The sequence below is a fragment of the Bacillus thuringiensis genome, from assembly GCF_022095615.2.
In the GTDB taxonomy this organism is placed as follows: Bacteria; Bacillota; Bacilli; order Bacillales; family Bacillaceae_G; genus Bacillus_A; species Bacillus_A cereus_AG.
Genome location: NZ_CP155559.1, coordinates 5,024,342 through 5,047,302 on the forward strand (window position 1 = coordinate 5,024,342; position 22,961 = coordinate 5,047,302).

Consider the following 22,961-nt stretch of genomic DNA (forward strand, 5'->3'; position numbering starts at 1 on the left):
AAAATCTATATAAATTTTCCCACAAAAAAAATAGAGTAAGGCGTGAACCTTACTCCATCTCTGCAAATACCATACGATCTTTTCCATTAATATCAAACACAATCTCAACATGAGCATGTGGAAAAGCTTGTTGTAACAGCCCTTTTACATCCTCACCTTGCCCTACTCCAATTTCAAATGCCACAATTGCTTTCTTCTGCAATACATTCGGCAACTCTTCCATAAAACGGCGATAGAAATCTAATCCGTCTTCACCACCAACAAGAGCTCTCTTTGGCTCATGCTCTTTCACCACAGGAGAAAGGCCACGCCAATCCTCTTCCGGTATATATGGGGGATTTGAAACAACAACATCTAACTTTTGACCTGTTTGATAAAATGGTGACAATAAATCACCATGATAAAACGTTACTTCTGCGCCCAAAGTTTTTGCATTTTCTTTCGCAACTTCAATCGACTCTTGTGCAATATCTACCGTATACACATGAAGATTTTTATTTTCTAAAGCCAGCGTAATAGAAATCGCTCCACTACCTGTACCGATATCCGCCACATGCAGTTTCTCATCATCAAAATGACGCTCGATTCTTTCTAACACTCCCACTATAAGCTCTTCTGTTTCCGGTCTTGGTATTAATACTTCTTCATTCACAAAGAACGACCGTCCATAAAACATTTCATAACCAATCATATATTGAATAGGAATACCTTCTACATGCTTGTGAATAAACTCCGTAAAACTTGTTTCTTGTTCCACAGTTATTTCTTCACGCATATTCATGAGCATTCCGGTTCTGTTCGTCTTTAATACATGACAAAGGACAATTTCTCCCGCATTTTCATCTCGTCCATTTTCCTGTAAAAAAGAAGAAGCCCATTTCAGGGCTTCATAGACACGCATTACTCAGCTGCCTCCATCTTTTGAGCCTGATCTTCCATCACTAAGGCATTGATGAAATCATCTAACTTACCTTGTAAGATTTGATCTAGCTTTTGAATCGTTAAACCGATTCGATGGTCTGTAACACGGTTTTGCGGGAAATTATACGTACGAATACGCTCTGAACGATCACCCGTACCAACAGCTTGTTTACGGTTTTGATCATACTCAGCTTGCGCTTCTTGTCTAAACTTATCATAAACACGTGCGCGTAATACTTTCATCGCTTTTTCTTTATTCTTGATTTGTGATTTCTCATCCTGACACGATACAACTACACCAGTCGGTAAATGCGTTAAACGTACCGCTGACATCGTTGTATTAACACTTTGTCCACCAGGACCACTAGAAGCAAACGTATCAACACGAACATCTTTTTCATGAATACTAATTTCTACTTCTTCTGCCTCTGGTAATACAGCTACAGTTGCTGTAGATGTATGAATACGTCCACCAGATTCCGTTTCAGGAACACGTTGTACACGGTGAGCACCATTCTCGAATTTCAGCTTCGCGAACGCACCTTTACCGTTAATCATAAAGATAATCTCTTTATATCCACCTAGCTCTGTATAGCTTGCTTCGATAATTTCAGTTTTCCAACCTTGTACCTCAGCATAACGGCTATACATACGATATAAATCACCAGCAAATAAAGCTGCCTCATCACCACCAGCAGCACCACGAACCTCAACGATAACGTTTTTATCATCATTAGGATCTTTTGGAACAAGTAAAATTTTCAGACGCTCTGACAATTCTTTATCTTGTCCTTCTAATTCAGAAACCTCTTCTTTTACCATGTCACGCATATCAGCGTCTAACTTATCTTCTAACATTGCTTTTGCATCTCTTAATTGCTCACGAACATCTTTATACTCACGGTACACCTCTACCGTTTCTTGCATATCAGATTGTTCCTTTGAATACTCACGAAGCTTATTCGTATCGCTAATAACCTCTGGGTCACTTAACAATTCATTTAACTTCTCATAACGATCTTCTACAGCTTGCAAACGATCTAACACACCATTCACCTCTACATCCTAGTATCTAATACAAATAGTATATGGTACTTAATCAAAAAAACGCAAATTATATTTAAAAGCGCAAGCGGCTCGCTCAGCTCTGACTGCCTAAAGTTCTTAGCTGTACAAAGAGCTGGCCACCAATCTTCATCTATTTTGAAAAAAACCCGCTCTACATAGCGAGTTTCATTTATCTTTGTTTTGTAGGTACTGCATGACAATGACGACAACGTGGTTCATACGATTCTGAAGCCCCAACTAAAATAATTGGATCATCAAATGCTGCTGGTTCTCCATCGATTAAACGTTGCGTACGACTTGCCGGAGATCCGCATGCAGAACAAACTGCCTGCAATTTAGTTACATGTTCAGCAATCGCCATCAGCTGAGGAACTTGTCCAAATGGTAGACCACGGAAATCTTGGTCTAATCCAGCTACAATGACACGATAGCCACGATTTGCCAATACTTGCACCACTTCCACAATGTCCCCATCAAAAAATTGTACCTCATCGATTGCAATAACATCCATTTCTTCTGTTACATGGTTAAATATATCTTTCGAAGCTGAAACAGGAACTGCTTTAACCTTTAATCCATTATGTGATACAACATCTTCTTCACTATAACGATTATCAATACATGGTTTAAATACAATCGCATGTTGTTTTGCAAATTGCGTACGGCGTATACGGCGGATGAGCTCTTCTGATTTCCCAGAAAACATACTCCCGCAAATCACTTCAATCCAACCATTTTGATTCATTAAGTACATTGAGCTCTCCTTTCATCTACTTTCCTAATCTAAAGTAGGGTAAAGGTTTAATATTTTTGCAAAAAAAACAGACAAGCGAATACATACACTTGCCTGTTTTATGTTCTTTATTACTTGATACCGTATTTCTTATTGAAGCGGTCAACACGTCCGTCTGCAGTAGCAAACTTCTGACGTCCAGTGTAGAATGGGTGAGAATCAGAACTGATCTCAATTTTTAGTAATGGATAAGTGTTACCATCTTCCCACTCAACAGTTTCGCTAGAGCCTTTAGTAGACCCGCTTAAGAATTTGAAGCCTGTGTTCGTGTCCATAAATACAACTTTATTGTAATTTGGATGGATTCCTGCTTTCATTCTTTTCATCTCCTTCCGCCCTGAATCATTTTCGAAACAGAGTTTTTCATCTTCAGCTGCTTACACAACTATATTGATGAAACACATATGATGAAATTATAACAAGGCTAACTCCATTTTGCAACTACCTGTTTTTGTCTTTTTAAAAAATAAAAGCGCAAGCGGCTCGTTCAGAATGGGAGGGGGATGGAGCTTCTGACAAAGAGGCGCTTTTTGCCTCGTAGGAAGACGCGAAGCCACCGACCATTCTAGACGCTGGAGCTGGATATAATTAAAAGTGTAGGCGGCTCGTTCAGCTCTGAATGGCTAAGGTTCTCTCGTACAAAAGGTGCTTTTTACCTTTAGTGCGAGAGGTTCTTAGACACGAAGAGCTAGCCGCAGGAACTGGATAAAAATTAAAAGCACAAGTGGCTCGTTCAGAATCCAGAAAACTTCAAGCTCTCGACCCAAATATGATTTTCATCTCAAAAACAAAATTCCCCCCATATATTACTCTCTTTAGTATTTCCTTAAAAAAACATAAAAAACTCGCTTACTACGAAATAAGCGAGTCCCAATCTTTTCCCTTTACTTAGTTGTTACATATCTTTTTGAGTCTGCAACAATGTTTTGTAAAAATTCTTCATTTGTCTTTGTTTGACGAAGTTTACGTAAGAAACCTTCGACAAAGTCTGGTGTATCACGCATTGTTTTACGAATACCCCATAGCTTGTCTAAATGTTCTTTCGGAATTAATAGATCTTCTTTACGTGTACCAGAACGGCGAATATCAATTGCCGGGAAGATACGACGCTCAGCTAATGAACGATCTAAGTGAAGTTCCATATTTCCAGTTCCTTTAAATTCTTCGTAAATTACATCGTCCATACGAGATCCTGTATCAACGAGTGCTGTTGCTAAAATCGTTAAGCTACCGCCTTCTTCAATGTTACGTGCAGCTCCAAAGAAACGCTTCGGTCTATGGAAGGCAGCTGGATCGATACCACCCGATAATGTTCTACCACTTGGTGGAATAACAAGGTTGTAAGCTCGCGCTAAACGGGTAATACTATCCATTAAAATGATAACATCTTTTTTGTGCTCTACAAGACGCATTGCACGTTCTAACACAAGTTCCGCTACTTTAATATGATTTTCTGGTACTTCATCAAAAGTAGAGCTTACAACATCTCCTTTAACAGAACGTTCAATGTCTGTTACTTCCTCTGGACGCTCATCAATTAAAAGTACAATTAATTCAGCTTCCGGGTGATTTGTTGTAACACTGTGTGCGATTTCTTTTAATAGACTTGTTTTACCAGCCTTTGGAGGCGCGACAATTAAACCACGTTGTCCAAATCCAACTGGTGCGATTAAATCCATGATGCGTGTCGGTAACTTTTTCGGTTCCGTTTCCAATTTCATTTGGCGATCTGGGTATAATGGTGTTAATGCAGGGAAATGCACACGCTCTTTTGCTGACTCTGGATCATCTCCGTTTACAGCTTCAACTTGTAATAATCCAAAATAGCGTTCATTTTCTTTCGGAGGTCGTACTTTACCAGAAACCTTGTCTCCATTACGTAAATCGAAACGACGAATTTGCGAAGCTGAGATATAAATATCTTCTGAGCTTGGAGAATAGTTGATAGGACGTAGGAATCCAAATCCTTCTGATTGAATAATTTCTAATACGCCTTCCATGAAGAAGAAACCTTCTTTTTCTGCTCGAGCTTTTAGGATAGCGAAGATTAACTCTTTTTTCGTTAATTTGCTATAATACGAAATCTTAAATTCTTTCGCAAGCTCGTATAACTCTTTTAATTTCATGTTTTCTAATGCTGCAATTGACAAATTCATTCAGACACCACACTTTAACGTTATTCTCTTTTCACATGGGTAAAGGGAAAAAATACGGAAGGCAAATAATTAATAATGAAAGGCAATAAGTTCAAGTAGGGTAATATTCACTATTGTAACCCTTTTATCTAGTTTTAATCAATACGTTGAAACACAAATACAAGAAGCGAAGACAAGAAAATTTGTCTTCGCTTTTCATATTTCTTTCTTTTTTCTACTCACCCTATTATGAGGAAGAATAGATAAGCCATTTTCGCTCTTATTTAATCCAGTTCCAGCAGCTAGAATCTCCGGTGGCTTCGCGTCTTCCTACGAGGCAAAAAGCGCCTCTACGTCAGAAGCTCCATCCCCCTACCATTCTGAACGAGCTGCTTACGCTTTTTACTTAATCCAGTTCCAGCAGCTAGAATCTCCGGTCATTTCACTCTCTCACTCGAAGCAAAAAGCGCTTCAAGGTCGAGAGTTCCAATGCCCTGCGATTCTGAGCGAGCTGCTTCCACTTTTTATTTAATCCAGCTCCAGTGGCTAGAAGGGTCAGTCATTTCACCCCTTCCTGCGAGGCAAAAAACGCCTCTTCGTCAGGAGCTCCAATGCCTTCCCCTTCTGAGCAAGCCACCTCCGCTTTTTATTTAATAACCAAGTTCGGTTTTTTATTCAAGCTATGGCGTCCGTCTACGAAGCGTACTGTGCCTGATTTTGCGCGCATAACAAGGGATTGTGTTGTTCCTACGCTACCTTTAAATTGAACGCCGCGTAATAGTTCTCCGTCTGTTACTCCTGTTGCTGCAAAGATTGCATCGTCACCTTTTACTAAGTCTTCCATGCGAAGGATACGATTTATATCTTCAATGCCCATTTTTTTACAACGAGCTAATTCAGCTTCATTTTGAGGCAGTAGCTTTCCATGGATTTCTCCACCTAAACATTTTAATGCAACTGCTGCTAATACACCCTCAGGCGCTCCACCAGATCCGAATAAAATGTCTACACCTGTACGATCAAATGCAGTGTTAATTGCTCCAGCCACATCTCCATCGTTAATTAATTTAATACGAGCACCAGCTTTACGAATTTCTTCGATAATCGCTTGATGACGTGGACGGTTTAAAACTGTCGCTACAACATCTTCAATATCTTTATTTTTCGCTTTCGCAACCGCACGTAAGTTATCGATAATAGGCGCATCAATATCGACCGCCCCAACCGCTTCTGGGCCAACCGCGATTTTATCCATGTACATGTCAGGAGCATGTAACAAATTACCATGATCTGCAATTGCAATAACAGCAAGAGCATTCCATCCACCAGCTGCCACGATGTTTGTCCCTTCTAAAGGATCAACTGCAACGTCTACACGTGGTCCATATCCCGTACCTAATTTCTCTCCGATATACAGCATTGGCGCTTCATCCATCTCACCTTCACCAATTACAACTGTACCTTTCATCGGAATTGTATCAAATACATCACGCATAGCTGATGTTGCTGCACCGTCTGCCTCATCCTTTTTCCCGCGTCCCATCCAACGCGCTGATGATAAAGCTGCAGCCTCTGTTACACGTACTAACTCCATAGATAAACTTCTTTCCACGATAATCCCTCTCCTTTAAGTCTTTATATATTCTGCCGTATTTTGTGAACTGTGTTTCTCTATAAAGTATACTTCCGCAAGTAGTGATGCTTCGCTTCCCCCCTGCGGAAGTATCACTTATGCGTTCTTCATCTCTTCAATTTCTTGACTTGTCATTTGTTCTCGCCAAATGTTTGCGCCAAGACCTTTAAGCTTGTCTACTATATTTTCATAACCTCGATCAATATGCTCAAGTCCGGTTACTTCTGTAATTCCATCCGCCATTAACCCTGCAATAACAAGGGCTGCTCCAGCTCGCAAATCACTCGCTTTCACTTTTGCACCTTGCAATAAAACAGGACCAGTTACAATTGCCGAACGACCTTCTACTTTAATTTGTGCATTCATACGACGTAACTCATCAATGTGTTTAAAACGCGCGCCGTAAATCGTATCCGTTACAACACCCGTTCCATGCGCCTTTGTTAAAAGCGTCGTAAATGGTTGTTGTAAATCTGTTGGGAATCCTGGATATACAAGCGTTTTTATATCAACTACTTTTAACCTTCTATTACCGTTCACTGTAATTTGGTCATCGTTCGTTTCAACTTGGACACCAGCTTCTCTTAACTTCGCTGTAACTGACTCTAAATGCTGAGGAATAACATTATCAACCGTTACTTCTCCTCCTGATGCAGCTCCTAAAATCATATACGTACCCGCTTCAATACGATCCGGAATGATCGTGTGATGACAACCGTGCAGTGAATCCACACCATCAATTCGGATTACATCTGTGCCAGCACCTTTAATACGTGCACCCATGCTTGTTAACAATGTAGCTACATCAATAATCTCTGGTTCTTTCGCTGCGTTTTCAATAACAGTTCTACCCTTCGCTCGCACAGCTGCTAGCATAATATTAATCGTAGCTCCTACACTAACAACATCTAAATAAATACGTGCCCCGCGTAATTCATCTGCTCTTAAATAAATAGCACCCTGTTCATTCGTAACATGTGCGCCTAACGCTTCAAACCCTTTAATATGCTGATCAATCGGCCTCGGTCCTAAATGACATCCACCTGGAAGCCCAATAACAGCTTTTTTAAAACGGCCAAGCATCGCACCCATTAAATAATAAGAAGCACGCAATTTTTTCACTTTTCCATTTGGTAAAGGCATTGCAACCATGTTAGAAGGATCGACTACCATCTCTTCCTCCTGTCCATAAGTTACCCTTCCTCCAATTTCCTCTAGCAAGTCTCCTAACATTTTCACGTCCGAAATATTAGGGACACCACCAATAGTTACTGGAGTATCTGCTAAAATTGTCGCTGGAATTAGTGCAACGGCGCTGTTCTTTGCACCACTCACTCGAATTGTTCCATTTAAAGCTCTTCCGCCTTCAATTAGCAATTTTTCCATATTGAGCTCCCTTCTTGTGAATGTATTTACTTTCTATATCTTTATAGAAAGCTCCCCTTAAGAATCTCAATCACTCTTTCCACCCTAAAACTCAATAAATAGGAAACCATTATCTCCATTTCTCCTGTAATACGAATAGATAAAGATTAACTATTCATCGAATTTACTTTATCAATTTAGATACATTATCACATTTATTAATAGGACTATGCACATTATTTTCTGTTTCAAAAACAAAATGATAAAAATCTTTAGACTTGTTCACGCTTTCATTATACAACGAAAGGAAACCGTCTAAAAGACTAGACGGTTTCCAAAACGGAATTTTATTCTTACGCTTTACCGTTAGAACCGAATTCACGCATTTTACCAGCAACAGTTGCTTTAATAGCTTCGCGGCCAGGTCCAATATATTTACGAGGATCGTAAACTTCTTGGTCCTTGTTTAATGCTTCACGAACAGCTTTTGTAAACTCAATTTGGTTCTCAGTGTTTACGTTAATTTTTGAAGTACCTAAAGAGATAGCTTTTACGATATCTGCAGTTGGGATACCAGTACCACCGTGTAATACTAAAGGTACACCAGTGAAGTCACGAACTTGTTCCATTTCAGCGAATCCTAAGTTAGGCTCACCTTTGTAAGGACCGTGTACAGAACCTAAAGCTGGAGCTAGGCAATCGATACCTGTTGCTTCAACAAGGTGCTTACACTCTGCTGGATCAGCGTAAATTACGCCTTCAGCGATGATGTCGTCTTCTTGTCCGCCAACTGTTCCAAGCTCAGCTTCAACAGATACGTTACGAGCGTGTGCGTATTCTACTACTTTTTTAGTAGTTTCAACGTTTTCTTCGAATGGGTGGTGAGAAGCGTCGATCATTACAGATGTGAAACCTGCATCAATTGCTTCTTTACATTTTTCGAAGCTTGAACCATGGTCAAGGTGAATCGCTACAGGAACAGTGATGTTCATTTCTTCGATTAAAGCTTTAACCATAGCTACAACTGTTTTGAAACCAGTCATATGACGAGCTGCACCCTCAGATACACCTAGGATTACAGGAGATTTTTCTTCTTCCGCAGCAGCTAAGATAGCTTGAGTCCACTCTAAGTTGTTCATGTTGAATTGACCAACTGCGTATTTTCCTTCTAGTGCTGTGTTTAGCATTTCTTTCATAGAAACTAAAGGCATGGTGAATCCTCCTAAAAAACGTTTTTTGTATCCGATAAGTTCTTATCGCTGGTAGTATGACCAGAATAAGGTAAAATATGTATATTTACATACCGGACTTTTTTCTACACTCAATAGGATAACAACTTGTACTCAAAAACTCAACCGTATTCACCTGCTCAATAGTCCATGTAAACGCTTTTTTCCATATTTTTTATAAAAAATTCATTTTTTACGCCTCTACAGCAAGCTGATCTCTCACCGCTTGACGAATCTCATCAATATCAAACGGTTTAGCAAAGTGCATTAAAGCTCCTAAATCTTTTGCTTCTTGGATCATATCAAGCTCTCCATAAGCAGTCATTAAAATTACTTTAATACTCTCATCAATTTCCTTCACATGTTTTAAAATCTCTATACCATCCATACCTGGAATTTTCATATCTAACACTACTAAATCTGGATTATCTTTTTTCACGATATCTAAAGCTTGAAATCCATTCGCTGCTTGGAATGTCTGATAACCTTCTTTTTGGAACACTTCATGTAATAACACACGAATGCCATATTGATCATCAACGATTAAAATTTTCCCTTCCATAACTCCCAACCTTTCTGTGTAAATACAAGATTTAAAGCTTCTTATATCTTAACGATTAATTTTCGCTATTCTTTGGCAAATTCCTTCCTATTCTTTCTTATTTTACCGTTTCCTATTTTGTTATGCTACCCTTCGATTTCACCTTTCTGAAAAAATAAACTATAATGAAAGCCGGTAAACACGTACGAAAGGGAGTAACATTATGTTAAAAATTTTTTCAACTCAATTAAGTGGTTATTTCTCCAGAGTTTCTCAAAAAGAAGAAACGAATATAGAAGATAGCGCCCGTCTACTTGCTCAAGCATTAGTTGGCGACGGTTTTATTTATTTACATGGTACAAATGAAATGGAGGGCGTTGTTGCTGAAGCATTATTCGGTGCTGAACCAATGAAGCAAGCAAAACGATTATTGGAAAATGGTAAAGAAGTAGAAGTAACTTCTGCAGATCGTGTACTTCTTATTAGCCGTTTTTCAACAGATGAAGAAGTTGTAGCAATGGCAAAAAAACTTCAAGCAGATGGACACCCTATTGTCGGCATCTCTGCTATTCAAGAAGGTACTGAATCACTGGAACAATATACAGATGTACATATTGATACAAAGCTGTTAAAAGGCCTTATTCCAGACGATGAAGGCAATCGCTATGGATTTCCAAGTTTAATGATAGCTTTATTTGCATATCATGGGATCAAATTTACAATCGATGAAATGTTAAATGAATATTAAAAAAAGCGCCCTATTTCAGGCGCTTTTTTTTACTTGCTCTCTTTATTCGTAATAGAAGCTCTTACGAAGTCATGGAACAATGGTTGTGGACGGTTTGGACGAGAAACTAGTTCCGGGTGGAACTGTGCTGCTACGAACCAAGGATGTTCTTTTAATTCAATGATTTCAACTAGACGGCCGTCTGGGCTTGTACCAGAGAATACAAATCCTTCTTTTTCCATATCCGGACGGAATTGATTGTTGAACTCATAACGATGACGATGACGCTCATATACAACCGGCTCATTGTAAGCATTGTAAGCATTTGTTTCTTCAGCAAGCTTACATGGATATAGGCCAAGACGAAGTGTACCACCTAAGTCTTCTACATCTTTTTGTTCTGGTAATAAGTCAATGATTGCATAAGGTGTGTCAGGATTAATTTCAGAAGAGTTAGCTCCTTCTAATCCTAATACGTTACGTGCAAATTCGATTGATGCAAGTTGCATACCTAAGCAAATTCCTAAGAATGGTACTTTGTTTTCACGAGCATATTGAATTGCAACGATTTTACCTTCTACACCACGATCGCCGAATCCACCAGGTACAAGGATACCATCTGTGTCACCAACTAATTCTTGTACGTTCTCTGGTGTTACGTGTTCAGCATTTACCCATTTCACTTCTACATCTGTGTCGAATGAATAACCCGCATGACGAAGTGCTTCTACAACAGAAATGTATGCATCTTGAAGCTCTACGTATTTACCAACAAGAGCGATTTTTGTTTTCTTAGAAAGGTTACGCACTTTATTAACTAAAGCAGTCCACTCTGTCATATCTGCAGCTGGATTGTCTAATTTTAAGTGATCGCAAACGATTTGGTCCATATTTTGCTCTTGAAGAGATAATGGAACCGCATATAAAGTATCTGCATCACGTGCTTCGATAACTGCTTTTGTATCAATGTCACAGAATAATGCAAGCTTGTCTTTCATATCTTGAGAAACAGGCAATTCTGTACGAACAACGATAATATTTGGTTGAATACCTAAGCTACGAAGCTCTTTAACGCTATGTTGCGTTGGTTTTGTTTTCATTTCACCCGCTGCTTTTAAGTACGGGATTAACGTACAGTGAATGTACATTACATTGTCACGACCGATGTCGCTCTTAATTTGACGGATTGCTTCTAAGAATGGTAAAGACTCGATGTCGCCAACAGTTCCACCAATTTCTGTAATAACAACGTCCGCGTTTGTTTCGCGACCAGAACGGTATACACGCTCTTTAATTTCATTAGTAATGTGAGGAATAACTTGAACTGTTCCTCCTAGGTATTCACCACGACGCTCTTTTTGAAGAACTGAAGAGTAAATTTTACCTGTTGTTACGTTGCTGTATTTGTTTAAGTTGATGTCGATGAAACGCTCATAGTGACCAAGGTCTAAATCAGTTTCTGCACCGTCATCTGTTACGAATACCTCACCGTGTTGGTATGGGCTCATAGTCCCTGGGTCTACGTTAATGTATGGATCAAACTTTTGAATCGTTACGTTTAAACCACGATTTTTTAAAAGTCTTCCAAGAGATGCTGCTGTAATACCTTTTCCTAAAGACGATACTACACCGCCTGTTACAAAAATATACTTAGTCATGAAAAAGCTCCCTCCTATTTTGCTGTTATATAATCACCGTTGCAAAGCGCAACGTATGTAGATAACACTGTATCCATCTTATTGTTAGACTCTTTTTATTTTCTAAACAAAAAACAAAAAAGAAAATTGCTCCCCTCATCACATAAAGTAATAAGTAGGGAGCAATTTTCTTTTATATTTACACTTTAAAAGTATTATCGTCCTTTTTTAAAGAGCCCAAAAATGATTCTACATGGACGATAATGAAAAGTCAAGAACTACAGTTCTTCCTCTTCTTCTTCTTCAGTTTCATCGTACTCAAGTTCTTCTTCGGCGAAGTCATCGTCATCATCTTCATCTAAATCATCAAGATCATCGTCATCTCCGTCTTCTTCTTCAAGAACCTTGTCCAAATCTTCTACCTCTTCTTCTTCAGTTGCGTCTGCATCGTCGAAGTCTTCATCTTCTTCAATGTATTCGTCAAAACCGTCTTCTTCAACTTTACGTTTCTTCTTCGGTTTTGGCTGAGGTAAGATTTCTTCATCAATTTGCTCATATGGGTACCAGCTGCGTAGCCCCCAACGATTTTCTCCTAAATTAATGAAACGTCCATCGATGTTTAAATCTGTATAAAATTGTGCGAGTTTCGCATTAACTTGCTCTTGAGATAGTCCCAGCACTTGAGCGATTTCTCGAACCAACTCGTTGAATGTCGTTGCTTGTCTTTTATCCCCTAAAACGCTATGTACAACTTCAATCATTGAACATTCTTTTAGCTCTTCTGGTGAATATTGCTTAAAATTCACTTATGCGGCACTTCCTTTCTTCAAATATAACCTTATATATAACGGTCTGCTTAAAAAAATCCATACTATTCATTATAAACAAAAGTCGCACAAATATGCTACAAAAAAAACGGGAAACTTTAATATGGTAATAAAATTATAATTTGTCTATTCCTTATTTCGGAAACATATGTGCTCCTTGCAATACATACCTAATTTGCATTTCTGTATATTCTTCAAGCGTATACAGTTTTTGCAGGGCCCAACGTCTAAATCCCCACATTTGTCCTTGTATGAAAATGTTATGTGCAAGAAGCTGTATCTCTTTTTTATTTAATGTAAATGTCCCATTTGCTGTACACTGCTCTAAAATATTCTCAAACATCCCGACCATTTGAAACTCTTTTTCTAATACATATGGGAGTGATTCTTTCGGTAAAAAACGTACCTCTTGATACATAATTAATACTTCCTCTTGCAATTCATCCATCACTTTAAAATAATTCGTTATCGCTATCTTTAAACTTTCTATACTCCCCTTCTCTGTACACACTACTTCCTCTAATCTTTCTTTTACATGTTCATAAATACTATCACAAACTAAATATAAAACATCATCTTTTGTACGAATGTACTCATAAAGTGTTCCAATACTAAACCCAGCCGCCTTCGCAATCTCTCTCGTTGTTGTACGTGGGAACCCTTTTTGCTTAAACAATTGCACCGCACCTTTAATCATTTGTTCACGTCTTAACGCAACTAATTTTTCATCTTTCACGGACGCATGTACATTATGTTTAACCATCCCCTTCACCTCTCTCTATTATTTTTTGGAAGGAAAAAGCGTAGGAAAATACCTACGCTTTCGTTCCTACTTCGTTAACATACGAGAAATTACAAGCCTTTGAATCTCTTGTGTTCCCTCATATATTTGTGTAATCTTTGCATCGCGCATATAACGCTCTACTGGATAATCTTTCGTATAACCGTAACCACCAAATACTTGTACTGCTTCAGTTGTCACCTTCATCGCTGTATCGCCTGCAAATACTTTTGACATCGCTGACTCTTTCCCATACGGAAGCCCTTCCGATTCAAGCCAAGCCGCTTGGTATGTTAGAAGACGCGCCGCCTCCACATCCGTTGCCATATCTGCAAGTTTAAAGCCAATTCCTTGCTGCGCCGCAATTGGCTTCCCAAACTGATGACGCTCTCTTGCATATTCTACAGAAGCATCTAAAGCCCCTTGCGCAATACCGACTGCTTGCGCGGCAATACCATTACGGCCGCCATCTAATGTTTGCATCGCAACTTTAAATCCTTGGCCCTCTTCCCCGATTAGGTTCTCTACAGGAATACGGCAATCTTCGAACATAATTTCAGTTGTTGGTGAAGAGCGAATCCCTAACTTGCTTTCCTTCTTCCCAACTGAAAATCCTGGTGTATCACTTTCCACAATAAACGCGCTCGTACCACGCTGCTTCGATTCGGGATCAGTTAATGCAAAAACAACATAAATATCAGCAATACCGCCATTTGTAATAAAGATTTTCGATCCATTTAAAATGTAATGGTCTCCATCTCGTTTCGCAGTTGTCCTCATTCCGCCAGCATCTGAACCAGAACTTGGCTCCGTTAAACCGTATGCGCCAATTTTCGTTCCTTCTGCCATCGGTCGTAAAAACTTTTGCTTTTGTTCTTCCGTTCCAAATTTAAAAATTGGCCAACCAGCAAGTGAAGTGTGTGCAGACAGCGTTACACCCGTTGAAGCACAAACACGAGATAATTCTTCGATAGCAATTACATACGCTAAGTAATCGCTTCCAATTCCACCGTATTCCTCAGGCCACGGAATACCGGTTAAACCAAGCTCTGCCATTTGATCGAATAAAGCGCGATCAAATCTCTCTTCTTCATCACGCTCAGCTGCCGTCGGTGCTACTTCGTTCTTAGCAAAATCCCGAACCATTTTTCTTATCATTTCATGTTCTTCTGATAGTTTAAAATGCATTCCCGTCTCCCCCTTGTCCTTTTATAAAGCTCGACTAATAACAAGTTTCTGTATCTCACTCGTTCCTTCATATATTTGCGTGATTTTCGCATCACGGAAAAATCGTTCTACTGGATAGTCTTTCGTATAACCGTAACCACCAAATACTTGCACCGCTTCAATCGCAACTTCAACAGCCGTCTTAGAAGCGAATAATTTCGCAATAGAAGCTTCTTTGCCGCATGGTAATCCTTGCGCTCTTAGCGATGCCGCTCTGTATACAAGTAATCGCGCTGCTTCTACGCTAGTCGCCATATCTGCAAGTTTGAAGCCGATTCCTTGCTGCGCCGCAATTGGCTTACCGAATTGCTCACGCTCTTTCGCATAATCAATCGCACATGCAAGCGCCGCTTCCGCAATTCCTAATGCCTGCGCTCCGATTCCAATTCGTCCAACATCTAAATTCGCCATTGCCACTTTAAATCCTTGTCCTTCTTCACCAAGTAAATTCTCGGCCGGCACTTTCATATCTTCAAACGTAAGTTGTACCGTGCGAGAACCAAGAAGTCCCATTTTATGCTCATCTTTGCCGATAATTAAGCCCGGTGTATCTTTCTCTACTATAAATGCAGAAATCCCACTTTTTCCTGCCTCTGGATTTGTAGAAGCGAATACAATGTATGTACTTGCTTCGCCGCCATTTGTAATAAATACTTTCGACCCATTAATAATGTAGTGATCGCCCTTTTTTACAGCTCTTGATTTCAAACTCCCTGCATCTGATCCTGCGTTCGGTTCTGTTAGAGCAAATGCACCTAAATACTCACCAGTCGCCAATTTAGAAACATATTTCTGCTTCTGTTCTTCTGTTCCGAAATATAAAATCGGATTCATTCCAACTGACGTATGTACAGCTAAAATTACACCAACAGTTGCACTTACCTTTGAAATTTCCTCAATTGCTAAAATGTAAGAAATAAAATCCATTTCTGCACCACCGTATTTTGCAGGTGCTGGAATTCCCATTAACCCAAGCTCACCCATCTTCTGCAAAATCTCTTTTGGGAACACCCCTTGTTCCATACTAGGAACAAAGGGTGCTATCTCCTTCTGTGCAAAATCCCGAACCATTTTCCTCATCATTTGCTGCTCTTCATTAAAACGAAAGTTCATATACTCCGCCTCCATTTGCTATATATCCTTTTAATAATTTGGTAAGACCACTATTTTGTAACAAAGGGGAATTTATTCGTAAACGTAGAAACCACGACCTGTTTTACGTCCTAACCATCCTGCATTTACGTACTTACGTAGTAATGGACATGGGCGATATTTACTATCACCTAATCCTTCATGCAACACTTCCATAATGTATAAACATGTATCTAAACCGATAAAATCAGCTAGCGTAAGTGGGCCCATCGGATGATTCATACCGAGTTTCATTACTTCATCAATCGCTTCTTTCGTCGCTACACCTTCATATAACGTATAGATTGCCTCGTTAATCATCGGTAATAAAATACGGTTCGATACAAACCCTGGGAAATCATTTACTTCAACTGGTACTTTCCCAATTTTCTTCGTAATATCTTCAATCGTTTCATATACCGCATCATCTGTAGCCAAACCACGAATAATTTCAACAAGCTTCATAACTGGAACGGGATTCATAAAGTGCATACCGATTACTTTTTCTGGACGCTTCGTTACCGCTGCAATTTCTGTAATTGGCAGAGATGACGTATTTGTCGCTAAAATTGCGTGTTCTGGAGCAATTTCATCTAGATTCGCAAAGATTTTCTTTTTAATATCCATTTTCTCAACAGCTGCTTCAATAATAAGATCCGCTTCCTTCACACAATCTAAATCAAGCGTTACTGTAAGACGATTTAAAGTTGCTTCTTTCTCTTCTTCCTTCATACGTCCTTTTTCTACTTGGCGCGCTAAGTTTTTCGTAATGATAGCCAATCCTCTATCTAATTGCTCTTGTTTTAAATCTTGTACCTTCACATCATATCCTGCCATTGCACATACTTGCGCAATTCCCGATCCCATTTGTCCCGCACCAATTACAACGATTTTTTGTACACCCATTTTTTCTTCCCCCTTAATTTTTAATAAACTATATACCTTCTAATCTTAATTAGTGAACTTCAATCATCACTGCATCGCCTTGGCCACCACCGCTACAAATCGAAGCAATTCCAATTCCGCCGCCGCGCTGCTTCAGTGCATGGATAAGTGTAACGATAATACGCGCTCCACTCGCTCCAATCGGATGTCCCATCGCCACTGCGCCGCCATTTACATTCAATTTGTCTGGGTCAATTCCTGCAATCTCTGTACTTGCAATTGCTACCGCTGCGAATGCTTCATTAATCTCGAATAAATCAATATCTTCAATTGTCTTGCCTGTTTTTTTCAACAATTCGTTAATTGCATAACCTGGCGTTCTTGGGAAATCTTTAGACTCCACTGCAATTGCTGTATGTGCCAAAATTGTCGCTAATGGCTTTCTTCCTTCTTGCTTCGCTCTGTCTTCGCTCATTAGTACAAGCGCAGCACCACCATCGTTTAGTCCTGGTGCATTTCCCGCTGTCACTGCTGACGTCTTATCAAATACAGGTTTTAATTTCGCTAATTTTTCAATCGTTGTATCTTCACGTGGCGCCTCATCTTTTGCAACGACAATTGGATCGCCTTTTCTTTGCGGAATCGTTACTGGCACGATTTCCTCTTCAAAACGTCCTTCTTTATGCGCGGAAACCGCACGTTGATGGCTACGATATGCCCATTCATCTTGCGCTTCGCGAGAGATTCCATCTTCCTTCGCAACTTCTCCCCCATAAACACCCATGTGTATACCTGAAAATGCACATGTTAAACCGTCAGCAACGTTTAAATCAATCACTTCGTTGTTTCCCATTCTGTATCCCCATCTTGCTCCGCGTAAAATGTAAGGACTGTTACTCATCGATTCCATACCACCAGCTACAATAAGTGATTGATCGCCAGTACGAATAATTTGATCCGCTAACGTAACCGCACGAAGCCCTGATGCACAAACTTTATTCACTGTTTCCGTCTGCACTTCCCAAGGAATTCCAGCAGCCCTCGCAGCTTGGCGTGATGGAATTTGTCCCTGTCCACCTTGGATAACTGTTCCGAATATAACTTCTTCCACATCATTAGCAGAAACGTTTGCTCTTTCAAGCGCTGCCTTAATTGCAATTCCCCCAAGTTCTGTTGCTTTCACGTCTTTTAAAGATCCTCCAAATTTCCCAACCGGTGTTCTTGCAGCACTTAAAATAACTGTTTTACTCATATCTATTTCCCCCATCTCTTTTTTTAGCACCGAGCGCTCGCTCGGTATTGTTACGTTGAGAAGAGGTGCAATGGTTGCACCTCTCTCTAAAGTTGTATTCACGCTTGCAAATTACATCGCTTCTTTCTTCTGTCCGATAACAGAGCGTTCTAAAATCTCTGTTACATCAAGAGTTTGAACCTTCTCTTCTACTTCTTTCGCTTTCGTCCCATCACTAATCATCGTTAAGCAATATGGACAACCTGTACCGATAATGGATGGTTGCACAGCTAGTGCTTGTTCTGTACGAGCAACGTTAATACGTGAACCTGCTGTCTCTTCCATCCACATTAAGCCACCACCTGCGCCACAACACATTCCTGTTTCACGGTTTCGTGCCATTTCTACAAGATTCACACCAGGAATTGCTTTCAAAATATCGCGTGGCGCTTCGTATACTTCGTTGTATCTTCCTAAATAACAGGAATCATGGTACGTAACTGTTTCCTCAATAGCGTGAACAGGTTTCAAGCGTCCTTCTTTCACCCACTGAGCTAACAATTCTGTATGATGATAGACTTCTGCTTGCAAGCCAAAGTCTGGATACTCATTTTTAAATGTGTTATAAGCGTGAGGATCAATCGTAACGATTTTCTTCACTCCTGCTTTTTCAAATTCCTCAATATTCTTTGTCGCCATCTCTTGGAAGACAAATTCATTTCCAAGACGTCGCGGTGTATCCCCAGAATTCTTTTCTTTATTACCAAGTATCGCGAATGAAATGCCTGCTTCGTTCATTAACTTCGCAAATGATATTGCAATCTTCTGACTACGATTATCATATGATCCCATTGAACCAACCCAGAATAAATATTCGAACTCCTCGCCAGCTTTCGATTTTTCTTTTACAGTTGGAACCGTTACTTCATCATCACCTTGGCGCCAAGTTTCACGCTCTTTACGATTCAGTCCCCACGGATTCCCTTGACGCTCGATGTTTGTCATCGCACGTTGCGCTTCCGCGTCCATCTTTCCTTCTGTTAAAACGAGGTAGCGGCGTAAATCGATAATTTTGTCAACATGCTCATTCATAACCGGACACTGGTCTTCACAGTTACGACACGTTGTACAAGCCCAAATCTCTTCCTCCGTAATAACATCTCCGATTAAACTCGGGTCGTAAGCTAGCGTTGTAGCCGCTGATTCTTGTTGCCCTTTCCCAGCTGCCATCATCGCTAACTGATTTCCTTGCGTATTATTAAAAGCAACTACTGGAACCCACGGTGCTTTTGATGTCACTGCTGCTCCTTTATCAGTTAAATGATCGCGAAGTTTTAAAATTAAATCCATCGGCGATAACATTTTCCCTGTTCCTGTTGCCGGACACATATTTGTACAGCGACCACACTCTACGCAAGCGTATAAATCGATAAGCTGATTTTGTCTAAAGTCTTCGATTTTACCAACACCAAATGTTTCTTGCGTTTCATCTTCAAAGTCAATCTTTTCAAGCTTCCCTGGATTTGAAAGACGACCGAAGAAAACGTTAGCTGGTCCCGCAATTAAATGCGCGTGTTTTGATTGTGGAACATACACTAAAAACGTTAACAAAATTAGTAGATGCACCCACCAAGAGAAGTAGAACACAGAAATGGCTACGGTTTCATTTATTCCCGAGAAAACGTAAGCGATTGCAGAAGCAATCGGTTCACTCCATGAAAGCTCCTCGCCGTGCCATATAATCCCCATCCCATTACCGAGTAGCACAGAAATCATTAAGCCACCGATAAAGATAAGAACAAGGCCTGATTTGAAATTACGTTTTAAACGAACTAGCTTCTCAACATAACGTCTATGAAAAGCCCAAAAGACTGCAATTAAAATAACAAGTGTGACAATTTCCTGGAAGAATGTAAATGCAGGGTATAGTGGTCCAAGTGGAAGATGTGATCCTGGTGCGAGTCCTTTCCAAACGAAGTCAATTGCTCCAAATTGGACAAGAATAAATCCATAAAAGAACATAACGTGAATAATGCCGCTCTTCTTATCTTTCAGCAGCTTTTTCTGACCGAAAACATTGACCTTAAGAAGATCCCAACGCTCTTTAAAACGACGGTCAAATTCAATCTTTTTTCCTAACTGTATGTAGGCCATCCTCGTTCGTATAAGATACACAAACAAATATCCTGCATAAGCAATAACAGCAATGGCAGCCAGCCAATTCATGATCAGTAAGTTATTCATTTTTATGCTACCCCTCTCTTTGTAAGCCCTCTTTCTTTTTTAGAATCTTCAAAAACATATAATTTTCTGAATTTTTTCCCCTATCTTCATTATATAATGAGTGAGCATTCAGTCAACAGTTTTTTGTTATACAACAACATATTTTTTCATAAAGCTGTTTATTTCGGTGAAACTATAAAGTGAAACTTTAATCAGTAGGGGTGGTTCATCCCCCACTGATTATTAGTTGAACCAATCGGGCTTTTACGGGCAGTTAATTTCCAAACTAACTTCTATTTATTCATCAATTTTTGAAGTAGGAAGTTTACTGCCCGTTAAAGCGGGGTAAAGTGAAACTTTAATCAACCGGCAAAGTGAAGGTGAAAAGAATGCAAAGGAGGGAATTCACTCATGTTCTTCGTATCTCTCTTGTTAATATGCGTTACTCTTTGGATCACAATTGACCTTTTATATGGGAGGATTCTTCATTTAAAGCGTGTGCGCTCTCGTACTTTCCCTTTACGTCAAAGTAATTTTCACCTTTATACATACGGGCAAGATTTATATGATGCTTTATTTACTGATATACAACAAGCAAGGCACCATGTGCACGTTTTGTTTTTCATTGTAAAAAACGATAAAATCAGTCGTGAATTTTTAAAGTTACTTATCGATAAAGCAAAGGAAGGAATTGAAGTAAGACTTTTACTCGATCGATTGGGAAGCCATTATTTATCCAATGAGGCAATTCGTTCCCTACAAAAACACGGCGTCTCTTTTTCATTTTGTCATAAAGTGAAATTTCCTTTTCTTTTCTTTTCTGCAAATCAAAGAAACCATAGAAAAATTACAGTTATTGACGGGAAAATTGGTTATATTGGTGGATTTAATATTGGCGAAGAATATTTAGGGCATAATCAAAAATTAGGATTATGGCGCGATTATCATTTACGTCTTACGGGAGAAGGAATACAAGATTTACAAAAGCAATTTTTACATGATTGGCTCGACGATACGGGTCAAAATTTATTAGATTCACCTCTTTATTTTCCTAAGCAACAACCAGGAATCATTCTACATCAATTTATTCCGACCGATGGGGCATATTTACAACATACTTTTTTACACTTAATTGAAAATACGAAAGAAGAACTCTTTATCGGTACACCATATTTCATTCCTGGAAAAAAAATTATGAACGCATTATTAAAAGCACGAAAACGTGGGGTTCAAATCACAATTCTCGTTCCAGAAAAAGCTGATCACGCCCTTGTTCGAGAAGCAAAATTCCCGTATTGCCGAAAGTTAATACAAGCCGGGTGTAATATTTACGCATTTCAACAAGGCTTTTTTCACGCTAAAGTTATTATAGCGGACGATTATATTTGTGATATCGGAACTGCAAACTTTGATATGAGAAGTTTATATATTAACCATGAAATCAACTGCCTTTTATATGATAAACATTTTATACAAACAGTAAAAAACAAATTCCATGAAGATCTAGAAAACGCGTCATTACTTTCCTTTAAAGATGTTAGCCCCCTTTCTCTTATTGATAGAGGAAAAGAATGGATAGGAACGATACTTTCTTTCTTCCTATAGGAAAGATAATGAATAAAGGAGATGTATTCCATATGATTATGCGGTTCGGATATGTCTCACATGCAATGGCACTTTGGGACTGTTCTCCTGCCAAAACGATGACATTTACAAGCTTTGAAAAGCTCAGTAAACAAGAACGTGAAGATAAATTGTACGATATTACAAGGCAGAATCTTGAGCATACAATACGTATTCTTCATTACAACATAGCGCATGAAATTCCGTTATATCGCTTATCTTCTTCCATTGTCCCGCTTGCAACACATCCCGAAGTCAAGTTTGATTATATCGGGGCATTTACACCGCTTTGGCGTAAAATCGGGGCATTAATTACAGAACACAATTTACGAGTAAGTTTTCATCCCAATCAATTTACGCTATTTACAAGCGACAAGCCACATATTACAGCTAACGCTATTACAGATATGACTTATCATTATAAAGTATTAGATGCAATAGGAATTGCAGATACTTCTTATATTAACATCCATGTAGGTGGTGCCTATGGAAATAAAGAAAAAGCGATTGGGCGTTTCCATGAAAACATAAAAAAACTTCCTGCACATATAAAAAAGCAAATGACACTTGAAAACGATGATAAAACATATACGACTGCTGAAACTTTATCTATTTGCCAAAAAGAAAAGATTCCATTCGTATTTGATTATCATCATCACATGGCAAACCTTTGCGTGGAACCGCTAGAATTGTTACTTCCTGCAATTTTTGAAACTTGGTCACATACAAATGTCCCTCCTAAAGTTCACATTTCCTCTCCTAAATCAAAAAAAGAATTTAGGGCTCACGCCGAATATATTGATTTAGAGTTTATTAAGCCTTTCTTACACATTGCAAAAAAAAACAATCATAATTTCGATATTATGATTGAAAGTAAACAGAAAGATTTAGCAATGTTGCAACTCATACATGAACTATCCTCCATAAGAGGGATAAAAAGAATAAATAGCTCAACATTACAATGGTAAATTGTAATGTTGAGCT

Annotated in this window: 20 protein-coding genes; 3 read left to right on the forward strand and 17 right to left on the reverse strand. The window is 39.2% G+C overall.

The window, feature by feature from the left end; all coding sequences use genetic code 11:
• Positions 1–49 precede the first annotated feature (49 nt).
• The 9 genes from prmC to spo0F form a co-directional block, all read right to left on the reverse strand.
• Entirely contained in the window at positions 50–901 is an 852-nt protein-coding gene (gene prmC / locus KZZ19_RS26110; RefSeq protein ID WP_237981206.1) for a peptide chain release factor N(5)-glutamine methyltransferase, read from the reverse strand.
• The gene (prfA, locus tag KZZ19_RS26115; RefSeq protein WP_002096180.1) at positions 901–1,968 is read right to left on the reverse strand and encodes a peptide chain release factor 1; all 1,068 of its coding nucleotides are present in this window, start codon (positions 1,966–1,968) and stop codon (positions 901–903) included. The genes prmC and prfA overlap by 1 nt, the downstream gene beginning before the upstream one ends.
• A 190-nt stretch (positions 1,969–2,158) precedes the next feature.
• Positions 2,159–2,743 (reverse strand): thymidine kinase, encoded by a 585-nt coding sequence (locus tag KZZ19_RS26120; protein ID WP_000281086.1) that lies wholly within the window; start codon positions 2,741–2,743, stop codon positions 2,159–2,161.
• Positions 2,744–2,853: 110 nt separating this feature from the next.
• A complete protein-coding gene (locus KZZ19_RS26125) occupies positions 2,854–3,099 on the reverse strand; it encodes a type B 50S ribosomal protein L31 (protein ID WP_000643447.1) in 246 nt (81 codons plus the stop codon).
• Between the two features lie 567 nt (positions 3,100–3,666).
• On the reverse strand, positions 3,667–4,938 hold the full coding sequence (gene rho / locus KZZ19_RS26130; protein WP_001053898.1) for a transcription termination factor Rho: 1,272 nt from the start codon (positions 4,936–4,938) through the stop codon (positions 3,667–3,669).
• A gap of 625 nt (positions 4,939–5,563) precedes the next feature.
• On the reverse strand, positions 5,564–6,529 hold the full coding sequence (gene glpX / locus KZZ19_RS26135) for a class II fructose-bisphosphatase (RefSeq protein WP_000442336.1): 966 nt from the start codon (positions 6,527–6,529) through the stop codon (positions 5,564–5,566).
• 117 nt (positions 6,530–6,646) lie between these two features.
• Positions 6,647–7,936: a UDP-N-acetylglucosamine 1-carboxyvinyltransferase gene (gene murA, locus KZZ19_RS26140; protein WP_000413265.1), complete on the reverse strand. Its 1,290-nt coding sequence runs from the start codon at positions 7,934–7,936 to the stop codon at positions 6,647–6,649.
• A 332-nt stretch (positions 7,937–8,268) separates the two neighbouring features.
• Entirely contained in the window at positions 8,269–9,126 is an 858-nt protein-coding gene (locus KZZ19_RS26145; RefSeq protein WP_088098506.1) for a class II fructose-bisphosphate aldolase, read from the reverse strand.
• A gap of 211 nt (positions 9,127–9,337) precedes the next feature.
• Complete coding sequence (spo0F, locus tag KZZ19_RS26150) at positions 9,338–9,706, reverse strand: sporulation initiation phosphotransferase Spo0F (protein WP_000398592.1); 369 nt, start codon at positions 9,704–9,706, stop codon at positions 9,338–9,340.
• 202 nt (positions 9,707–9,908) lie between these two features.
• On the opposite strand from spo0F, the gene KZZ19_RS26155 reads away from it, so the two are divergent.
• A complete protein-coding gene (locus KZZ19_RS26155; RefSeq protein ID WP_237981205.1) occupies positions 9,909–10,433 on the forward strand; it encodes a DUF2529 domain-containing protein in 525 nt (174 codons plus the stop codon).
• Positions 10,434–10,462: 29 nt separating this feature from the next.
• Here the strand turns inward: KZZ19_RS26155 and pyrG are convergent, their stop codons facing one another.
• The 8 genes from pyrG to KZZ19_RS26195 form a co-directional block, all read right to left on the reverse strand.
• On the reverse strand, positions 10,463–12,070 hold the full coding sequence (pyrG, locus tag KZZ19_RS26160; protein ID WP_088098508.1) for a CTP synthase: 1,608 nt from the start codon (positions 12,068–12,070) through the stop codon (positions 10,463–10,465).
• 257 nt (positions 12,071–12,327) lie between these two features.
• The gene (rpoE, locus tag KZZ19_RS26165; RefSeq protein ID WP_237981204.1) at positions 12,328–12,855 is read right to left on the reverse strand and encodes a DNA-directed RNA polymerase subunit delta; all 528 of its coding nucleotides are present in this window, start codon (positions 12,853–12,855) and stop codon (positions 12,328–12,330) included.
• A gap of 154 nt (positions 12,856–13,009) precedes the next feature.
• Positions 13,010–13,639 carry a TetR/AcrR family transcriptional regulator gene (locus KZZ19_RS26170; protein WP_088098510.1) on the reverse strand — a complete coding sequence of 210 codons (630 nt, stop codon included), beginning with the start codon at positions 13,637–13,639 and terminating at the stop codon, positions 13,010–13,012.
• 66 nt (positions 13,640–13,705) lie between these two features.
• Positions 13,706–14,845, reverse strand: a complete 1,140-nt coding sequence (gene acdA, locus KZZ19_RS26175; protein ID WP_237981203.1) for an acyl-CoA dehydrogenase AcdA — start codon at positions 14,843–14,845, stop codon at positions 13,706–13,708.
• Positions 14,846–14,866: 21 nt separating this feature from the next.
• Positions 14,867–15,997 carry an acyl-CoA dehydrogenase gene (locus KZZ19_RS26180; RefSeq protein ID WP_098342304.1) on the reverse strand — a complete coding sequence of 377 codons (1,131 nt, stop codon included), beginning with the start codon at positions 15,995–15,997 and terminating at the stop codon, positions 14,867–14,869.
• Positions 15,998–16,069: 72 nt separating this feature from the next.
• Positions 16,070–16,921 (reverse strand): 3-hydroxybutyryl-CoA dehydrogenase, encoded by an 852-nt coding sequence (locus tag KZZ19_RS26185; RefSeq protein WP_000538860.1) that lies wholly within the window; start codon positions 16,919–16,921, stop codon positions 16,070–16,072.
• Between the two features lie 49 nt (positions 16,922–16,970).
• Positions 16,971–18,254 carry an acetyl-CoA C-acetyltransferase gene (locus KZZ19_RS26190; protein ID WP_140392607.1) on the reverse strand — a complete coding sequence of 428 codons (1,284 nt, stop codon included), beginning with the start codon at positions 18,252–18,254 and terminating at the stop codon, positions 16,971–16,973.
• Positions 18,255–18,263: 9 nt separating this feature from the next.
• The gene (locus KZZ19_RS26195) at positions 18,264–20,375 is read right to left on the reverse strand and encodes a heterodisulfide reductase-related iron-sulfur binding cluster (RefSeq protein ID WP_088098513.1); all 2,112 of its coding nucleotides are present in this window, start codon (positions 20,373–20,375) and stop codon (positions 18,264–18,266) included.
• A gap of 390 nt (positions 20,376–20,765) precedes the next feature.
• Here KZZ19_RS26195 and cls point away from each other — a divergent pair, with 390 nt between their 5' ends.
• Positions 20,766–21,959, forward strand: a complete 1,194-nt coding sequence (gene cls / locus KZZ19_RS26200) for a cardiolipin synthase (RefSeq protein ID WP_088098514.1) — start codon at positions 20,766–20,768, stop codon at positions 21,957–21,959.
• A gap of 32 nt (positions 21,960–21,991) precedes the next feature.
• Positions 21,992–22,945: a UV DNA damage repair endonuclease UvsE gene (gene uvsE / locus KZZ19_RS26205; protein ID WP_237981202.1), complete on the forward strand. Its 954-nt coding sequence runs from the start codon at positions 21,992–21,994 to the stop codon at positions 22,943–22,945.
• Positions 22,946–22,961 lie beyond the last annotated feature (16 nt).